The sequence below is a fragment of the Mesorhizobium sp. M0601 genome, from assembly GCF_040320845.1.
In the GTDB taxonomy this organism is placed as follows: domain Bacteria; phylum Pseudomonadota; class Alphaproteobacteria; order Rhizobiales; family Rhizobiaceae; genus Mesorhizobium.
Genome location: NZ_JAMYQK010000036.1, coordinates 1 through 17,420 on the forward strand (window position 1 = coordinate 1; position 17,420 = coordinate 17,420).

The 17,420-nt window shown below is 61.0% G+C and carries 14 protein-coding genes and 2 pseudogenes; 7 read left to right on the top strand and 9 right to left on the bottom strand.

What is annotated here, in order from left to right:
• Positions 1-356: 356 nt before the first annotated feature.
• Together NKI41_RS25400 and NKI41_RS25405 are read left to right on the top strand one after the other, a co-directional pair.
• Positions 357-638 carry a hypothetical protein gene (locus tag NKI41_RS25400; protein ID WP_352685560.1) on the top strand — a complete coding sequence of 94 codons (282 nt, stop codon included), beginning with the start codon at positions 357-359 and terminating at the stop codon, positions 636-638.
• 192 nt (positions 639-830) lie between these two features.
• Positions 831-987, top strand: a pseudogene (locus tag NKI41_RS25405) (ferritin-like domain-containing protein); the annotation flags it as partial.
• A gap of 199 nt (positions 988-1,186) precedes the next feature.
• Here NKI41_RS25405 and NKI41_RS25410 read toward each other — a convergent pair.
• The 3 genes from NKI41_RS25410 to NKI41_RS25420 all read right to left on the bottom strand — a co-directional run bounded on the left by NKI41_RS25410 (position 1,187) and on the right by NKI41_RS25420 (position 6,234).
• Positions 1,187-2,707, bottom strand: coding sequence for an FAD-dependent oxidoreductase (locus NKI41_RS25410; protein ID WP_352685561.1), 1,521 nt, complete (start codon positions 2,705-2,707; stop codon positions 1,187-1,189).
• A gap of 750 nt (positions 2,708-3,457) precedes the next feature.
• Positions 3,458-5,305: an adenylate/guanylate cyclase domain-containing protein gene (locus NKI41_RS25415; RefSeq protein WP_352685562.1), complete on the bottom strand. Its 1,848-nt coding sequence runs from the start codon at positions 5,303-5,305 to the stop codon at positions 3,458-3,460.
• Positions 5,306-5,499: 194 nt separating this feature from the next.
• Positions 5,500-6,234: a hypothetical protein gene (locus NKI41_RS25420; RefSeq protein ID WP_352685563.1), complete on the bottom strand. Its 735-nt coding sequence runs from the start codon at positions 6,232-6,234 to the stop codon at positions 5,500-5,502.
• Between the two features lie 163 nt (positions 6,235-6,397).
• On the opposite strand from NKI41_RS25420, the gene NKI41_RS25425 reads away from it, so the two are divergent.
• Positions 6,398-6,583, top strand: coding sequence for a helix-turn-helix transcriptional regulator (locus tag NKI41_RS25425; protein WP_352685607.1), 186 nt, complete (start codon positions 6,398-6,400; stop codon positions 6,581-6,583).
• Positions 6,584-6,660: 77 nt separating this feature from the next.
• On the opposite strand, the gene NKI41_RS25430 is transcribed toward NKI41_RS25425, so the two are convergent.
• Complete coding sequence (locus tag NKI41_RS25430) at positions 6,661-8,775, bottom strand: DUF3363 domain-containing protein (protein WP_352685564.1); 2,115 nt, start codon at positions 8,773-8,775, stop codon at positions 6,661-6,663.
• A gap of 2,123 nt (positions 8,776-10,898) precedes the next feature.
• Here NKI41_RS25430 and NKI41_RS25435 point away from each other — a divergent pair.
• Positions 10,899-11,357 (top strand): annotated as a pseudogene (locus NKI41_RS25435) (Ros/MucR family transcriptional regulator); the annotation flags it as partial.
• A gap of 159 nt (positions 11,358-11,516) precedes the next feature.
• On the opposite strand, the gene NKI41_RS25440 reads toward NKI41_RS25435, so the two are convergent.
• On the bottom strand, positions 11,517-11,828 hold the full coding sequence (locus NKI41_RS25440; RefSeq protein WP_352685565.1) for a DUF736 domain-containing protein: 312 nt from the start codon (positions 11,826-11,828) through the stop codon (positions 11,517-11,519).
• A 304-nt stretch (positions 11,829-12,132) separates the two neighbouring features.
• Between NKI41_RS25440 and NKI41_RS25445 the strand changes: the two genes are divergently transcribed.
• Positions 12,133-12,447 (top strand): hypothetical protein, encoded by a 315-nt coding sequence (locus tag NKI41_RS25445; RefSeq protein ID WP_352458807.1) that lies wholly within the window; start codon positions 12,133-12,135, stop codon positions 12,445-12,447.
• Positions 12,448-12,692: 245 nt separating this feature from the next.
• Here NKI41_RS25445 and NKI41_RS25450 read toward each other — a convergent pair whose 3' ends face one another.
• Positions 12,693-12,839, bottom strand: coding sequence for a hypothetical protein (locus NKI41_RS25450; RefSeq protein WP_352685566.1), 147 nt, complete (start codon positions 12,837-12,839; stop codon positions 12,693-12,695).
• A gap of 324 nt (positions 12,840-13,163) precedes the next feature.
• Here NKI41_RS25450 and NKI41_RS25455 point away from each other — a divergent pair, with 324 nt between their 5' ends.
• Positions 13,164-13,415, top strand: a complete 252-nt coding sequence (locus tag NKI41_RS25455) for a hypothetical protein (protein ID WP_352685567.1) — start codon at positions 13,164-13,166, stop codon at positions 13,413-13,415.
• 158 nt (positions 13,416-13,573) lie between these two features.
• Here NKI41_RS25455 and NKI41_RS25460 read toward each other — a convergent pair whose 3' ends face one another.
• Entirely contained in the window at positions 13,574-14,179 is a 606-nt protein-coding gene (locus tag NKI41_RS25460) for a hypothetical protein (protein ID WP_352685568.1), read from the bottom strand.
• 143 nt (positions 14,180-14,322) lie between these two features.
• On the opposite strand from NKI41_RS25460, the gene NKI41_RS25465 reads away from it, so the two are divergent.
• Entirely contained in the window at positions 14,323-15,354 is a 1,032-nt protein-coding gene (locus NKI41_RS25465) for a PIN domain-containing protein (protein WP_352685569.1), read from the top strand.
• Positions 15,355-15,689: 335 nt separating this feature from the next.
• Here NKI41_RS25465 and NKI41_RS25470 read toward each other — a convergent pair whose 3' ends face one another.
• Together NKI41_RS25470 and NKI41_RS25475 are read right to left on the bottom strand one after the other, a co-directional pair.
• Positions 15,690-16,373, bottom strand: a complete 684-nt coding sequence (locus NKI41_RS25470) for an SGNH/GDSL hydrolase family protein (RefSeq protein ID WP_352685570.1) — start codon at positions 16,371-16,373, stop codon at positions 15,690-15,692.
• A gap of 90 nt (positions 16,374-16,463) precedes the next feature.
• Entirely contained in the window at positions 16,464-17,417 is a 954-nt protein-coding gene (locus tag NKI41_RS25475; RefSeq protein WP_352685571.1) for an ABC transporter permease, read from the bottom strand.
• Positions 17,418-17,420 lie beyond the last annotated feature (3 nt).

Sequence of the window (17,420 nt, forward strand, 5' to 3'; positions counted from 1 at the left end):
CCTCTACCCGCTCAAGTCAAAATGGCAGTCGCGCCATCTCAGAACGAGGCGCCCCTCCCGCGAAGCGGGTTCGTGCATGAGGCGCGAGGCAGACCTGCCCGATGTTTCATGCGCCGAATGCCCGAGATGCGAGCGCAGCCATTAACCATCGATTAACTATTCGGTCGCCTTTAATTCAATTTTGCAGCATACTGATTTGGGTAGCGTGGCTGCTCAAGGAGATTGGGACAAGAGAGGGTAATTCTCCTGTTCGCGCACCAGACTTTCACTCACGACATTCGAAATTGAAAAAGAAGCGACGGAACACCGTCGTGTCATGGGGAGGCGCCGCATCATGTTTGATGAGGAGCGCCAGAATGAAGATCGAAGACGCAGTTACCGCAGTGACGTCAGAAGCGAGCGCGCTCATGTCTTGCCTCGGCCAGCCCGTTGTCGCCTACCACGTCACGGAAATCATGAGAGAGACAGACCTGGCACACGCCCGCGAGATGCAGCTCGCGCTGGTGCGACGAACCATCGAGGCTCTTGTCGATGACGGCCTGGAAGGTGTCGCCGCCGAACATTTTGCATCCGAGTTCGATGGCAGCATCGGCTTGACCTGGAGACTTCTGCACCCATCCGACGGCGTGGCGCATTGATCAAGACCAGAGCGGTCTTGGTCAAGCTCTGGGAGGTGCGCCGGGCGAAGTCAATGAGGTCGTTGGGTGTCTGGAAAACGCGAACGATACGGACCCTTTCTTCGCCGGAAATAATTGCGACTTGGGTGCCGTCGGAACTGAAAGCTGCGCGTGTAAGGCCCGGTCGGACGGTCACTTCGTCTGGCTGGCAAGGGCAGAGCCAATATCGTTCCATCGACCCCGGATGCGATCGCCTTCACGAGGACGCCCCAGGAAGTGCTTCGGATCGTCTATCTCGACCGACAAGGCCGGCGTCAGCAAGGGCGCCTTCTACCCGAACGGGATGAACGAAGCGCTCAAAAGCACCTGACGTTTGCGATGGAGGAAAGGTGGATTGAATGCAGAGTGATTGGCCGCACAGCGGATTCCAAAGCCGAGAAAGATTCGGGGATCGACCTACGAATTACCTGGCGATGGGGTCCATGGGGTGCCAGTGTCGAGCGGCTACCAAGCAGCATCTTCGCCTGAGCTGGCATTGCGGCATCTCGCCTCAACGGGAGTCGCCATAGCTATTCCACCTCAGCCAGGGGCGCTACGGCCGGTCCGTTCAAAGCCGTGCCATCGACGGCAAAATGCGAGCCGTGGCAGGGGCAGTCCCAGCAGCGTTCCAACGAATTCCAATGGACATGGCAACCGATATGGGTGCATGCGGCCGATCGCTTGTAGAGCGTGCCGTCCTCATCGCGAAAGGCAGCGACTTTGGTAAGCCCCTGGCGGACGATAGCCCCCTGTCCGGGCCGCAGCTTATCGGCGGCATCAATTTCACCAGGCGCGACATACTCGGCAAAACTCCTGATCGCTGTCGCATTCTCCGCCAAGTAATCGCCGATCGCGCGTGCCGTCTTGCGAGAGGGTTCGTAAAGTTCCCGCCAGGGGCTTTCCCCCTTCAGGATCAGGTCGGAAATCAATTGGCCGGCCACAACCCCATGGGTGATGCCCTGACCGGAATCGCCGGTAGCAACGAAGACGTGCCCGTTGCCGGGATTACGGCCGATGAACCCGGCGTAATCGACGGTCTCCATTACCTGCCCGGACCATCGATTGGCTTCCGCGCCGATATCGGCCACCAACCCTTTGGTCCAGGCCGCCAGGGCAGCGAAGCGGTCGTCGGCGTCGTCGGCCTGCCCTGTCTTGTGATCCTCACCACCGACGATCAGAAAGTCGGTCTTGCCTTCGCCAGGCTGCAGACGGACGTAGTGATAGGGGTCCAGCGTGTCCCAATAGAGTGCATCCGGCAAAATGTCGCGCGCGATCTCGAACGCCATCGCGTAGGTCCGATACGGCGCCTGTTTGGTGTGGAGCGCCACCCGATCGTTGATCGGCGAGTTGGTGGCGACAACGGCCGATCTGGCAGACACGGCAAAGCCCGAGACCGTGGTTACGCGCACGCCGCCGTCAGTCTCCTCGACTTTGTCGACGATGGTATCCGCATAAAGCGCGCCGCCGCGCGCGCGGATGCCGGCAGCCAGCCCGCGGAGATATTTGAGCGGGTGGAATGTCGCCTGATTGAGGTAACGAAGGACGGGCGCGTCCGAAAACCCAGCAAGCGGCACGCCCACGGTTTTCTCGACGTCGACTCCGATCTTCAGAGCGGCGTCCAGTTCGCGCTCGATGACGGATTCCTTCCTGCCCGACGCCGGAAACAGAAAGCCTTCGAGGCGGCGGAAATCACACGGCATGCCCTCCGCCTCCTGAATCGATCGGATACGGTCGATAGCGGCCGACTGGCTTTGGTAGTAGATCCGCGCCAGTTCCTCGCCACGCAATTTGATCAGTTCCGAAAAGTAGTCGTCGCAGATCGATGACAGATGCGCGGTGGTGCGGGCCGTCATGCCGCTTCCGATCCGGCCGCGATCGAGCACTGCCACCTTTTGCCCGGCGATGGCCAGTTCGAACGCGACCGACAGTCCGGCAATGCCAGATCCGACGACCACGACATCGACCTGTTCACTCCGCTCGAGCGGAACTGCATCAGGCGCTACTTCGGTTGCCGCCCAAAGGGATACAGTCCTTTCGTCGCTGACATTCATGGCGGAACTTTCCGGACGCGATAGCCGGTAAACGGCCGCGACGGTTCAAAGTTCCTCGATGGCTTTTTGAATGCCTGCAGGCTATCTGCGCCTCAACTTGGCGTTTTCCTTCTGGGTCATGTGGTCTGCGGCGATGAGCCGCTTCAACGACCGCATGATCGCCCCGCGCGTCCATCCCGCCTCAATCAGCAATCGGCGATCGCCTGGAAGCCGGGCTCCATTGCCTCCTGGCAATCGATCTCGCGGTCGGCATAGTCTCCCTGTCGTATTGGCGCTCTGATCATCAGATCAACACGCTGCTTAGAGATATGCTTCGGCATCAGCCCGGTGCTCAAAGCAGAACCAATGGGATGGCCGCCTCGGCTTGGCGAACCCCCATCCGGCATCCTTGCCACAGTCGGGGTGCTCGCACGTATGGTGCTGAATGTCAGGCCGCGTGACGGGCTCCATGGCACCGGGAAGGCGGATCAGCTCGTCGTTCATCGGGATGCTTTCAAAGCAGCGAGCCTTGTGCAGGCGCCTGCTTCGTGCCTTCGTGGCACGAATATGAAAATCCGACCCCTTGCGGACCATTCCCTGATAGGAGGTTAGGGGAACGTCGCGACCCCATTCCGGACCTCTAGAATGGTGAGATCCAAAGGCCCGTTGGTATGGGACACAGACGTTGGCTCAGCTTACGAAGCTGACAAAGTTGCGCCTTAGGAACAAATTTCTTTAGGAACCTATGAATAAACGTGACCTGTTATTCTATTAAATGAAAGTATCGCCGCCAGCATCGCGAATTCCCTTGAGCATGTGATCGTTGTCGGCGTCGTTCCTGTAGGCCCGCCATCTCACAAATGCGGCGGTGAATCCTGGCTCAACTTTCTCGCATTCTGCCAAGGCCTTTTCCGCCGCAGAGCGCTTGCCGAGATTGGTCAAGCAAACCGCTAAGAATAGAAAGGTCAGTGCATAGTCAGACCGACGACTGGCAGCTCGCTGCAACCAAGCAAGTGCGTCGGCGTACCGCCGGGCGTTTAGGTATGCGCCGCCCAACCATGTCATCGCGTAATGCATTCTGGGCTCTAGCGGGTTGAGCCTCAATCCGGTTTCAAGGAACGGGATGCCCTCTTCGGGACGTCCGGCGACGTCCAGGACGTTCCCTAAAACCACATAGGCGAGCGCGTTGCTCGGATTGCAATCGATCGCCCGTTGGACTTCTTCGATGGCGGCGTCGTGCATTCCGGACCACATGTACCCCAATCCTAAACTGAGGTGCGCAGCCGAATCGCTGTCATCGAGCGAGACAGCCTTTTTTGCCGCGTCGACGACTTTCGAAACGGCCGCCGCGTGGTCATCGACCTGCTTCAAAAAAATCTCTTGAAGATACGTTTGTGCGATGCCGGTATATGCTTGCGAGTAGGCGGGATCGATTTCCAAGGCGCGCCTAAACATATCGCGGGCCAGCTTGTGCGCCTGTCCGGTGAATTGGTGCGCTAGCCCCAAACCGCGCAAGTAATAGTCCCAAGCACCAACGTTTTTAGTTCCGGGAACTGCCATCCGGCGCGTTTCGGCCCTCGTTATCGCCGGCTCCACCACTGCAGCGATCTTTTGGGTTAGCTCGTCTTGCAATTCAAAAATGTCGGTCAGGTGCCTGTCATATTTTTCCGCCCAAACGTGATGGCCCCTGGCGGCATCAATCAATTGGGCAGTGACACGAATACGACTTGCAGCTTTCCGAACACCGCCCTCCAGAACAAATCGAGCATCTAATTCGCGGGCTATCTTGCGAACGTCCACAGCGGAGGATTTGTAGGTAAATGTTGAATTGCGGGCAATGACAGGAAAGGTTCGCCAGTGAGACAGGGCTGTAATAATGTCCTCTGTTAGGCCATCGACGAAATAGTCCTGCTCTGGATCGCCGCTCATATTCAGGAACGGCAGGACTGCGACGGCTGGCCTGTCCAATACATTGACAGGCTTCTGGATTGCTTTTAACGCCAGCTTCATTCTGTAGACGTGAACTGGCTCGGAGATGTTCTTGAGTTCTTTTTCGCCGATGTCTTCGAAATCAACGTTTAATTTCTTCTCGACCTGCCGACGGACATCAGCCGAAATGGCTATTCCGCCGGGCGCCGCGAGACCTTCCAATCGAGCGGCGATGTTGACCCCGTCACCAAAAATGTCTTCGCCGTCGACAATGACGTCGCCGAGATGGATGCCTATTCGGAATTCAATCCGTTTATGATCGGGCCCATCCGCGTTCCGCTCGGCTAATGCTTCCTGAATCTCGACGGCGCATTGGACGGCGGCAACCACACTGGCGAACTCGACGAGAAGCCCATCGCCAATTTCCTTGACGATCCTACCTTGGTGTTCGGCGATTTTAGTGTCGATCGGATCGGAGCGAAGCGATTTGAATCGCTCGTGAGTCCCCACTTCGTCCGAAGCCATCAGGCTACTGTAGCCGACCGCGTCCGCAACAAGGATAGCAGCTAGTTTGCGCTGCACGTGGCCCTTGACCATTTCTGCTCCGTGACGGGTGCGAGAAAGCTCCAGTCTACTTTGTAAAAAATGAGCTGTGGAGCGATTGTTCAGCCCGCGCTGAATGTCGCGCACTCTGCCGTCTTGCTTTGTCTAGATCGGGATTTCGGCGCTGCCTGCTCTTTCCGGTACGCCTTACGACGGTTTAGCGGAGTGTGGGCTGTGATTGTGCCAGGATTGTGATAGTCGAGTCACCGACTGTGGCTAAGTTGGTTAGCAAAATCAGCAGGTTACGGTGCCAATAAATTTTGAGGTTCGAGTCCTCGCCTTCATCTTCGTCTTTCAGGCGCCGAGATAGCAGCCAGCCCGCCCGCCTGCGAAGCTGGGGGACGCCGCTCGTCGGCAAAGAATTGTTCCGGCATCGCTGGCTGGGCGATACGCACCAGATCGCTGAGGGCCGAGCGAATTTGAGACCAGGGAAATTCGGAGCATTCCTCCCAAGGCTCGCCCTCACGCAACACAGCATCGAGCTTGCCTGCCACACCGGCGAGAGTCGTGGCAGGCGTCATTGAGAACGCTTCCAGCAGATCCTCCGCTCGGTCGCCAGCCTTGCGCTCGGCCCTGAGCGCGGCAATGTACCCGGTCTCCTCGGCAGCCTCATCCCAGCGTGCCTGATGTGCCGTGAGACCAGCTTCGGCTTTCTGGCGGAGAGCAGCCATATCCGGCCTTCTGCCTAGCAATTCATTGAGTGCCTCAATCGAGTGGACCGTCACGTCCTCGCCCTCGGACACGCGGACGGTCACACAAGGAAAGCCGACGCTCTCGACAAGCCTCGTCTCCAGTCGCTGCTGTCTGCGACAAAGCCGCTCGGTCAGCCGGTGGGCCGTCTGCCATTCCCGCCAAAGCGCGAGCGCTGGGTCGGAGAGGGACACGTTCGTCGCGGCAGCGTTGCCGGTGAAAGTACTTTTTTCAAGCATCAAAGCGGTGGACGCGATCATTCCTCCCGCAAGTACTTGCCTACGGGTGACGAAAGGGAGACTCGTGGTATTGTCGGAATCACCCATGATCCGAGCTCCTATCAGCTTGGTTATGGTTAGGTCGGGCTAAGCGTGTCAGCGCTCAGCTCGGCCGTTTTAGGGAATCTGATCATACAAATTGATTGACGTCAATCGGAATGTAGCCGTGGAAAATGCGCTAACGATAGAGCAGTGTCGCGGCGCTCGGGCGATGCTTGGGTGGAGCCAAGACGAACTAGCTAGAGCCGCAAATGTGGCTCGGCAGACGATTGCGGATTTTGAGCGTGGGGCGCGCATTCCAATCGCCAACAACCTCATAAGTATAAGGCAAACGCTTGAGAGGGCCGGAATCGAGTTCCTGTCCGAGAATGGTATCCGTTTAAAACCCCGCATCTGAGAACTGTCTGCTAATAGCCTTGGCCAATCGTCGCCGGTGATAGTTTCGAGCCAAAAGTGCCGCGCCGATGAGCGCTCTCACAGCCCCAGGCCGCGTTTTCTGCCGAAGCTCCAGTCGATGCCGCCGCTGTTTTGCACGAGCCCGGTGATGTGCTGGCCGATGCGCTTCTCCAGCATTGGCTGCCACGGAACGAGCTGAAACCCGAGACCATCGTCCAGCATGGCGAAGCGCCCGCTGGCAAGACCGACCGAGCCAAGCAGCGTGCCGCCGATATGGTTGCCGGGCTGTACGGGCACGAAGGTAAGGCCGCGCGCAGCGGCCATTTCCTTGCCGACGCGCGCGACCTCCTGGCGCTCCAGCGTGGCTACGAGGTCGCGCGAGAAGGTGATCGTCCGGGTAGTCGCATCGCGTTCGGCAAGGCCCATCCCGACGAGCTGGGCGGCCCGTCTGTCGAGAGCGTTGTCCACGTCGAGACCAAAGCCTGACCGGACCAGCGGAACGGGGTTTTTGGCCGTCAGCTCCCGGTCGAGCCAGGTGGCGCCGTCGCTGCCGATCTGCGCGTCAAGATCGAGCGTCGAAAGCACGCGGACGGAGAAGTCTTTTGCGCGGCTGCGGGCATCATAGGCGATGCCGCGCTCGGACAGGTCTTTTGGAACGCGCCAGTGGTCTTCGTCGACACGTTCGACATGGCCCGCCCGCCGCAGCGCTTCGAGACGGCGAACATGGAAACGGACGAAGGCGTCCGGGTCCTTGCCCTGCTCCAAAAATGTCTCGCGGATCGCCTCCAGGTGTCTGCTCGGCCGATAGACACCGTCCTCGCCGGCTACGCTGCCGATGTTGCGGTCGGCCGCACGCGGCTGCTCCTTCGGCAGGATGGGATCAAGCGCCACGATATGGCCGCGCTGGATGTCGTCGAGCTTTGCCGCATCCGCGGTCTCGACATAGTGAGTACGCCCGTCCACACCGTCGACGACGAGCACCAGCCGGTCGCTCATCTCATCGCCGGCAAGCCCCTTGGCGAGCACGCGGCCGACGACCGGTTCGGTGATGGTCTGCCGGTGCATGACATATTGCGCCGCGCCCCGTTCATCGGCGAGGCCGTGCTCCTCCAGCGCCCGGTGCATGCTCTTGATAATGTCGTTGCGCTCGCCAAGCGCCCGCAGCACGTTTTCGGTCCTGTCGGAGATGACCCACCGGCCGGGCTCCATCTCGCTCGCCAGGCCGAAGTGCTCCAGCTTCTTTGCCCGATCGATCAGCAGATAGCGATTGCTGGAAACGGTGTAGCTGTCGCTGGCATTGGGACGGAGATCGACCAGATCGTGCTCCTGCTGTTCGGCGATCAGCATGCGGTCGAGCCGCGTCAGCCGTTCGGCCCCGACCTCGTTGGCCAGCTTGCGGGCGACCTCGAGCTCGCTTTGCAGCCCGAGTTCCCGTTCCACCAGCTCGCTTGCCCGGTGACGAATGCCATGGGCGATGTAGTCGCCGGCGATGTTCAGGATCTTGCCGTCATCGGTGATGCCGCGCACCAGGACGTGGGTATGCGGATGACCGGTGTTGTGATGGTCGACAGCGATCCAGTCGAGGCGCGTGCTGAGGTCGGTCTCCATCTGTCGCATGAGATCGCGGGTGAAGGAGCGCAGGTCTTCCATCTCGGCGGCATCCTCCGGCGCGACGATGAAGCGGAACTGGTGCCGGTCGCCGCGGCCGCGCTCGACGAAGGCCTTGCCATCGGCCTCGTCGTCGACGGCCGAGTATACCCTGCCCTTCTCGCCGCCCCTGGTCACGCCGTCGCGCTGGAGATAGCGCAGATGCGCATCGACGGCCTTGCTCGTCGTCATGAACTTTCGGCCGCGCCCGCTCGTCCCCTTGCCTCGCCCTGGCAGCTTGACGACGCGCGCCTTCACCACGACGCGGCGGGAGCGAAAACGGACCCCGCTCTCGTCCTGCCGCCAGCCGCCGCTGGCCTTTGGCAAATCTGCCGCCACCTTGCCGCCGCGGCCCCGGGCGTTGAAGCGGCCACTCCCCTTTCCGTCGCTCCTGCTTGCGCCGATGCGATTGGGATTGCCGCCTTGCTTGCGGATGGCAATCTCGACCTGGCGCACAAAGGGCAGCGTCCGTGAATTGACCGGCGCGCCGCCATGCCGCATCCGGCCGGTGCGAACCTGGAACCTGTCGCTGACACGATCTGCCATGACGACAGCATCAGGTGTCAGATTTCGCGCTTCAAGATGGCCGGAGCGCCGAGCGCGCTATGGCCTGCAAAGACTTGCTGCGGCGTAAAACGGCGGATCGCACATCGCTAGGGCGCCGCAGTTTTTCGTCTCAGATCAATAGCGTAGCCGACAGCCTCGAGCCCCGCACCTCACATCATTCCGCCTGGTCTCGGAATCTGCCGGAAAAAACAATGTGCAGACAACAACTTACGAGCGAAGCGAGGGCGAGCGCCAGCTCGCTTTATCTTGCTGTCCGCCACCACCCTCGCTTCCGCCACTACCCTCGCTATCGCCCACCACCCTCGGTAACCATCCGGGTCCTGCACATCTTTCGGATAGTGCAATCTCACAACGTGTGAGATTGCTTGTTGTTGAGGAGGATCTCCGACGGTGCCTCAACGTTCCTGGGACAAGGCCAACAACTCGTACTGGATCGATGCATGTCGCGACCTGGTATCGGGGCCGTTTCGAGGCGGAGGAATATTGCCGCCGGCGCAAGCTTTCGACGAAGACTTCTGATCTGTAGGTGTGCCATCTGGTAAGCCCGGAAGATCGGCGCAAACGCACTGAACATCTGCGGAAATTGCGCCAGGAAAGCCGGAAAAGCGGGACAAGAAAGGGCTGCCGAAGCGACGCAAGAGCCCGCGCCGCTACCGCTACAGCGTGCATACGGACAGCGGCCCGATCGCCCTTCGGGCGTTCTGGAGCATGCATGTCGAGGCGATGAACTGGAGCGGCATGGGGCATGCAGAGTATGCCGCAGCGCTCGGCCTTTCGCCGCATGCGTTGCGCATCTGGCGCGATCGTCTGGAAGAATCCGGCGACGACGTTGACTGTCGATCGCTGCTTCATCCGAGTGCCCGGGCCCAATTAGCAGCGCTGATTGCGTGCGGCGCCAATCGCTTGAGACCGTGGGTGACGGGCGGTCGAACCGGCGCCGCTTCAGCGACGCGCAGAAGCAGGCGATTGTGCGGGAGACGGAGAGCCTGGTGTCGGTGTGGCGGAGGTTTGCCGCCCCATGGGGTCGCCACCAGCATGGCTTTCCGCTGGCGTGTCGAGTTTCGGCCTGACCGCTCGCAAGGCGCCGCAATTGGCAACTGTTGCGCTCATCCGTGGGGCGAAAAAACGAACACCGGCACCGGCTCCCCTGTGCAATCTCATGCGGCCGCTGGACGGCATGGTGGCAGCCCGATTGGACGACGGGCGGCGCGTCTTTGCGTCCGTCGGCAGCAATGCGGATGCAGTCAAGCGGCATCTCGCGGCAAGGGAGAACGCATCATGATCGTTGTTGCGGCGGGTGTGAAGATGCATCTGGCGCTCGGTCATACCGGCATGCACAAGGCACTCGACGGGCTCGCCACACTGATCCAGAAGGAGCTGAAGACGGATCCCTTGTCGGGGTTCCGAGCGCATGAACCCCCGACCAGTTCCAGCTGGGCTGGACATCGAAAGCGATATCGAGCGAGTGCGCGAAGATCATTCTGCGCCGGGGCGAATCCGGAAGAGCGCAACCAAAGCGCGGACCGCTGTCCGATCATCGGCCGCGTGTTGAACAGGCCATCGACGTCGACAGTCCGTCTGTGGCCACTGCGGTGGCATCCTGCACAGCATCTTCAAGAGCAGCAAGACGCTCGACTATGTTTTGGCCGCTTTAGGGGCTGCGGCCCGCCGCCCGAACGACGCCTGTGACCTTGGCCGACAAGATACAGCCCACCTGACCGCTCGCCGATGCGTTGCAGATGAACTGCGCTCGAACGTCCAATTCACGCCGGCGCTAGGCGGAGGACCGCGCCACCGAGTGTCGCGGCGATAATTCTTGCGCGCACGTTCATCGCTCAATCGTGCAGCGCAGGAGCAATGCGTTCTGGCGCTGGTATGTCTAGGTCTGGGCGCCGCCCCGCGCGGAAGGCAAGCGGAAAGTTTCGCTTCTCCGACGCGATCGGCAACTTGTCTGCAGCCGGACCGAACGATCGCAGCGACACTTGCCTGCTTGATATTTGCACGGAATGGGGTTTGTTGGCGAAGTAGCGAATTATTTGCCTGATTGGCGAATAGACAGACCATCCGTTTTCAAAGCGCCCTTTGGACAAGAGGAATATTCGATGACCGTTTCTCCAGACCCAAGCGACCAGGCTGACCTCGTATCAATCACCGCCGACATCGTTTCCGCCTACGTTTCGAACAATCCGCTGCCGCTCGGCGAGTTGTCGAAGCTGATCGGGGATGTCTATGTCGCTTTGCAGGGGATCGGTACACCTGTGGCTCCGACCGCAGCCAAACTGGAGCCGGCGGTGTCGATCAAGAAGTCAGTGTCATCTGATTTCATCATATGCCTTGAAGACGGGAAAAAGTTCAAATCCTTGAAGCGGCATATCGGAACGCATTACAATCTGAGCCCTGACGAATACCGGCAGAAATGGAACCTGCCCCCCGACTATCCGATGGTGGCGCCGAACTACGCGGCCACCCGCTCGGCCCTGGCGAAATCAATAGGGCTCGGGCGCAAGGCGGCACCACCCACACCCGCCGCCGTGGAAAAACCAAAACGACCTGCTCGCGCAGCAGCAGCGACAAGAGCCCCAACGGCAATCAAGTCGCCGATGAAGAAGGCGCGCAAGGCACCCGTCAAAGCGTAGCGTGCTGACCTGACAGAGGTGCCAGGCAGTGGGAACTTGAAATGGCGAAGCCCCCCTTGCGGCGGGGCTTCGTGTTAAGTCGGATCACTCTGCGGTGCGGCGGGACCAGATGAGCGAGAAGTCGCCCTCGGTGTCGGTCTCGACCAGGCTCGCATAGATCGGAGCGGGGAAGCTGGGATCGTCGAGCTTGACGGAGTGGTAGTCGCGTCCCTCCCGCGAGGTCTTCTTCCATGCCGCCCCGAACTCGGTGGCGCCGGCGAAGATGCGGAAGTCGGGACCCTTTTCGTTGTCGCCGTCGGCCGGGGAGAAGATCACCGTCTTGACGTTGAGGTTGAAGGTCTTGACCGAGCCGGAGAAGCCGTTCGCGGTGCGCGAGAATGTGCCGATCGTAGCCATTGTGGTGGTTCCTTCTGTTTTTCTCGGGCCACGCCCATCGCGGCCTCGACGGTGGTCGTGAGACCGGAGACGATCGGTCCGCACCCCGAAGGGGCTGAAACGAAGTGGAGGATGGCGACGCGAGGCTTTCTTGATTCGCGAGGAATGGACGCGTAGCGGCCAGGGGAAGAAAACGCGGCGCCGTCGTTGCGGGAAGACGATCGAGACTGAGTGCAGCGAAGGCGGTCTTCGGTCAGACCCAATCCATTCGAGGACGGCGTGGGTGTGGCTTAGAGCGAACAGAAGGGAACACCACGAGGCTACGTTGGATTACAGCCAATATCGTCCGCGCCATGGCGCTGCTCCGTTCCTGCCAAAGAGCTGGCCTCAAACGCCCGGGAGTGTGGTCCCTCGTCCAACAGGTGAAAAAGGAACGGCCCGATTTCCCTTCATCTTTGGGCTAACGGCCGTCGAGTTTCGGGCGGCTCCGAAGACGACCGACGGACTGCTGATCGCAGCGGCTTCCAAGCTGCCAACTCTCGTGACGATTTCGCGTTCCAGTCGACTGGATGCGAGCCCGCTTGAGATCGATGGCCAGGAACATTTCATCACACCCGATCCTCACCGCATCGCCGAATGATGCGACTACGCCGACTTCTGCGCACGGTGAGGCATTGCCGGGAATGGGACGCATCCGCACAGGCACCTCATCGCGCCACATGGCTGGGCGATGGCACGCCGGGGAGACATTCGTGTCGGGGACGTTCTGGGTACCACCGCTTGCAAAACTGCGAACGGGCGCGGTCCCCGGCCGCGCTGAGGGCGGGGCCGGAGAATTCTTGAAAGGCCTGCCGGAGCCGCGTGGCGGCTCCGGCATACTGCGGATCACTCGGCGGCGACGTTGAAGGCCTGGGCGTCCTCGATCGTGTCAGGCTGATCGGATTTCGTGTCCAGCTCGGAAACGTCCGCCGATCTGAAATCTGCTGCCTCGTCCTGCCGTTCAACCGACATCGCAGGTTGCTCGGTGCGCAATCGCAGGTAAGCATCCGGTCCCGGCGAGCAACTGCTCGGCGGCTTCCGCCATTGGCTGCTTCTTCAGGTCCGACAGCCTCTCTGCCGCCTAGTGCGCAGGGGCATATGCCACGGCTGGCAGCGACACGCATGCGCTCGTCTAGTGGGTGAGAAACAGGTTGTCATTGCTACCCTGAGGACATGGCTCAAGCGAGGGTTGATCACCATGTGCAAGCCCTTGCAATACATAAGGTACAGCGTCTTCAGGCCGATCGTCTGCAGTGCGGTCGAATCAGGGCTTGCCAATGCTGGCGATGTCTCTGCTCCATCCCCGCGCCACGCACGGTGACGGTACTCAACCGCAGCAACGAAGCCGGCCATCTCGATGGTCGGGGCAGATATCATCCCGTCGTCGAGTTTGCTGGAGGAGTCGTCAGCGGTCCGCTCTTTTTCGTCATCGCCACCGCTATCCTGCTCAGCACGCTCTACATCGGTGCCGCCATCTCCGAGCGCATCCAAGCACATCGACGTCTGCATCCGAGCGCCGAACCCGGCGCTGGGTTCTGGCGGCGTCAATCCTGCTGGGATTTTTGCTGACTGCGGTTTGGGCGATCCCGGTTGTCTGGGCGGTTTTACACATCCCGATCGTCGGCGAGCAGCTAGGCAGCATCGGCGGAGAAGACTAGCAGCGCGTCAGATCAGGCCGACCGCGGAAAGCAAGCCAGCGACGGCTCCGACGGTGAGAAGCGCGGTCATCACCGATACGATGAGCCCGACGACAGTAACGTAGGCCAAGGATGCGACCTTGACGGCGATGCCAGTGCCGCCTCGCGACGGATGCGCAATTCGCGCACCGGGAAAGTCACCGGACCGCCGAGGAATTCGAGGTAGCCCCACATGAGCACCCGCAGGCGATCGCTGACAATGCCCGGGACATCGCCCCGGTTTGCGGATAGCCAGCCAAAGCCGCGGCCGAGTCCGACCAGGGCGAAGCCACCGAATAGCAGCACGGTGACCCCCATCCACACCTTGCCGATCCACGAGTCCACGGCTTCGTTCATGGGATGCTCGATCCCGTGCAGCCACAGCCAGCCTGCATAGACGAACATCGGCATGCCGATGAAGCATAGGGCGAGAACGAAGAGGACGCCGGCGACTTCGCTCCAGTCCTTCGCCTCGCGGAGCGCCTTGAGGGTCTCGCGGATACCCCATCCGGCGAGAGCCAGCAGGCCCCATATGGGGGCGATGGCAACGGCCACGAGGAAGAAACCCTGCAGGCCTCCCAGCATCGCGTCTTTGGCGAATAGGAGCACACCCGCGACGACAGCGAGCAGCAGGTTAGTTATCTCCCGCCCTTCCATGGCGCTCTCCCCCAGCCGCGCTCAGGAAGCATAATGCACGGACTCGTAGGAACCGCAAACGGGGTGGCAAATCGATGCCGGAAACGAATCCTTCCGTCTCCGGATGCGGGCGTCTAGGCTGCGCCGGCGGAGGTTAGGATTCGATGCTCAGGCTACTCTTGGATACTTCGGTATGGCTCGATGTCGCCAAGGACTGGCGACAGCAGCCCATCCTCGGCGCGCTGCGCGAACTCGTGCGCGAAGGCGAGATCATGCTGGTCGTTCCGGATGTCGTCCGCGACGAGTTCGCTCGCAACAAGGACAGGGTGGCAGCCGATGCCCGGCGCAGCCTGCAGTCCCATTTCCGGCAGGTGTGCGAAGCGGTGAACCGTTTCGGCGATGACGGGACAAAGCTCGACACCCTTTCCCGGCTTCACGAAGTGGATCATCGCATCGTGATCAACAACGAGGCGGTCTACGACTCCATCCAGCAGATCGAGGTCCTGCTCGCTGGTGGATACCGGATGAGGACCACGAAAGCCATCAAGCAGCGCGTCACGGAACGCGCGCTGGCGGGGCTGGCGCCGTATCACAGGTCTCGCAACAGCGTAGGGGATGCTGTCATCGTGGAATGCTACGCAGCCATGACGAAGGCTGCCGCAGATGACGACGATCCCTGTGCGTTCGCCACTCACAACGTCAAGGATTTCAGCGACGACAGTGGCGACCGCCGCAAACCTCACCCGGACCTCGCGGCGATGTTCGACTCCGAGGCTTCGACGTTTTGGGTCTCGCTGGTGGACGTACTCAAGCACGTTGACCCTGACCTGCTCGACGACCAGGACGCAGAATTCAACTGGACCCAAGAGCCGCGGCGGCTATCCGAAATTCTGGAAGCCGTTCACCTCCTCGACAGGCAGGTCTGGTACAACCGCCATTGGAATCTGCGTTGGGAAATCCAGGAGGGAAAGGTCAGGGTGACGCCGAAATCGGAGTACTCGACCCAGCCCTACCGACAGGACCAGATTCTCGACACCGTATGGGCGGGAGCGCTGAAGTCGGCGAAGAGGACGGAGCAGGAAATCGGCAAGGAAAATTTAGGCCCGTGGACGGACTTCGAGTGGGGTATGGTCAACGGCAAGCTGAGCGCTATCCGGTGGGTTCTCGGCGAGGACTGGGACCAACTGTATACATAGGGGTCGAGACATGCGGCGTCTGACATTCCGACTGGACCTCGTGGATGTCTCGCGTTCCCTGAAACCTACTGGGTGCTACGCGCGGCAACGAAGTGCAAAATGCGTTGAGGCTGGTTGGGGGGAAAGGCGGTAGCGCTCTCCCGCCCCCGTTCCCCGATCGTACTTAGCCGTTCGATTGCGGCGGCCAGCTGATCAGGGCCAGGCTAAGACAACCATCCAAGCAACAAAAAATACGGGGTCGAACTCATCGTCCGGCCCCGTATTTTGTGCATCGCGGGAGGAAGGTGCGACACACTCCGTCGGCCTGTGTGCCGCAAGCCGGCGGGGTTGCAGCTTCAGGCGGCGGTGCTGACGCGGCTTGGCCCAAGAATCGATCTGACCTTGTCGGCGACCGCGCGCCCGAGATCGGCGTTGTTTTCGGCGGTGAAGTGAATGCCGTCGACACCGTCCGTGGTGACGAAATCGCCGGCGTTGAGGAAGTCGATCTTCATGAAATCGGCCATCGCCTTGTACTGCCTGGCCAGATCCCTCGACTTTTCGTGACCGCCGCCGAACATGCCCTCGAACCATGGGTCGGGCATCGGGGTGAGCGGCGGCGGCGCAATGACCAGCGCCTTCGGAGCCGGATAGGGCGTGCCGACACCGCCGGCACTTGTCAGGATCTGCCCGACCAGTTTCGCCATTCCATTGGCGATCTCGTAAGGCGTCCGGCGGAAATAAGACTTGGTGTCGTTGGTGCCGAGCATCACGATGACCAGGTCCAGCGGCAGATGGCTGGCGATGGCCGAGGGCAGGTAGCTGGCCCCGTTCAGGCGCGGGTCATTGGGGTCGTCGAGGCAGGTCGTGCGCGCGCTCAAGCCTTCTTCGATAATGTGATAGCCTTCGCCGAGCGCCGCCGCCATTACGCCCGTCCAGCGCTGGTCATAGGGGTAGCGGTAGGTCGGTGACCCCTCCTTGACCGGAACCCAGCCCCAGGTCAGCGAGTCGCCATAGCACATGATGTTTTTTGGCGGTGACATCCATGTCTCTCCATCTGTTTACAATTGTCTGAACGCGCGGTTTGTCGGTCTCGGCCAGCGCCGGGCGGTCTTGCCTTTCGCTGTCTCAAGTCATGGGGTTCGCACGCGCACTCCGTAGAAGATCGCCGCGCCGAGGATGATGACGCCCTGGGCGATGAGCTTGCCGGGCTCGTCGATGCCGAGCACCGTCATCACCACGAACAGCAGCGCAAAACACAGCGCACCGAAGAATGGCCCCCAGACGCCGCCGTCGCCGCGGCCGAAGACGACGCCGCCAAGGATCGTTGCCGCGACGGCCAGGATCGGCAGATCGAGGCCCACGCGGACGCTCCCAACGGCAATCGAACCGGTCTGCACCAGGGCCGCGATCGCCGCGATCAGGCCGGCGAGCGCATGCGCCAAGATGACGGTGCGCTGAACCGGCACGCCGGAAAAATGGGCGGCTTCGGCATTCTCCCCGACCGAGGCCACATAGCGGCCAAACACCGTCTGCGACAGCAGCAGCGACACTGCGGCGGTCAGCAGGATCCAGAACAGAACCGGCGTCGGAACCGACAGGAATTTCGTGTTGTAGAGGTCGTTGAACAGCTTCGGCACGTCGCCGGGTGGATTGCCGCTCGACAGGAACTGCACCAGCCCGACCAGGATGATGCTGACCGCCAGCGTGACGATCACCGCTGACACCCGCCGGTTGCCGATCATGAAGCCGTTGAACAGGCCGATGACGAGGCCGGTGGCGAGCGCCAACACGACGAAGAATGGCAGCGACGCGCCGGGGAAGCTGCCCGACGAGATGAAATAGTTGATCAAGAGGATGATGCCGCCGCCGGAGAGGTCGATCGACTTCACCCGCATGACGACGAGTTGCCCCAGCACCAGGATGCCAAGCGGAACGATCTGCCGGATGAAGATGCCCATGATGTTGAGGTTGAGCATGTTCGGCCGCGCGATCCACAGTGTGGCCAAAAGCACGATGAAAACAAAATAGGACGGCGGGATGCGCAGCAGGCGCCGGGCGATCGGACTTGCAAGAACGGCAGCCATCGC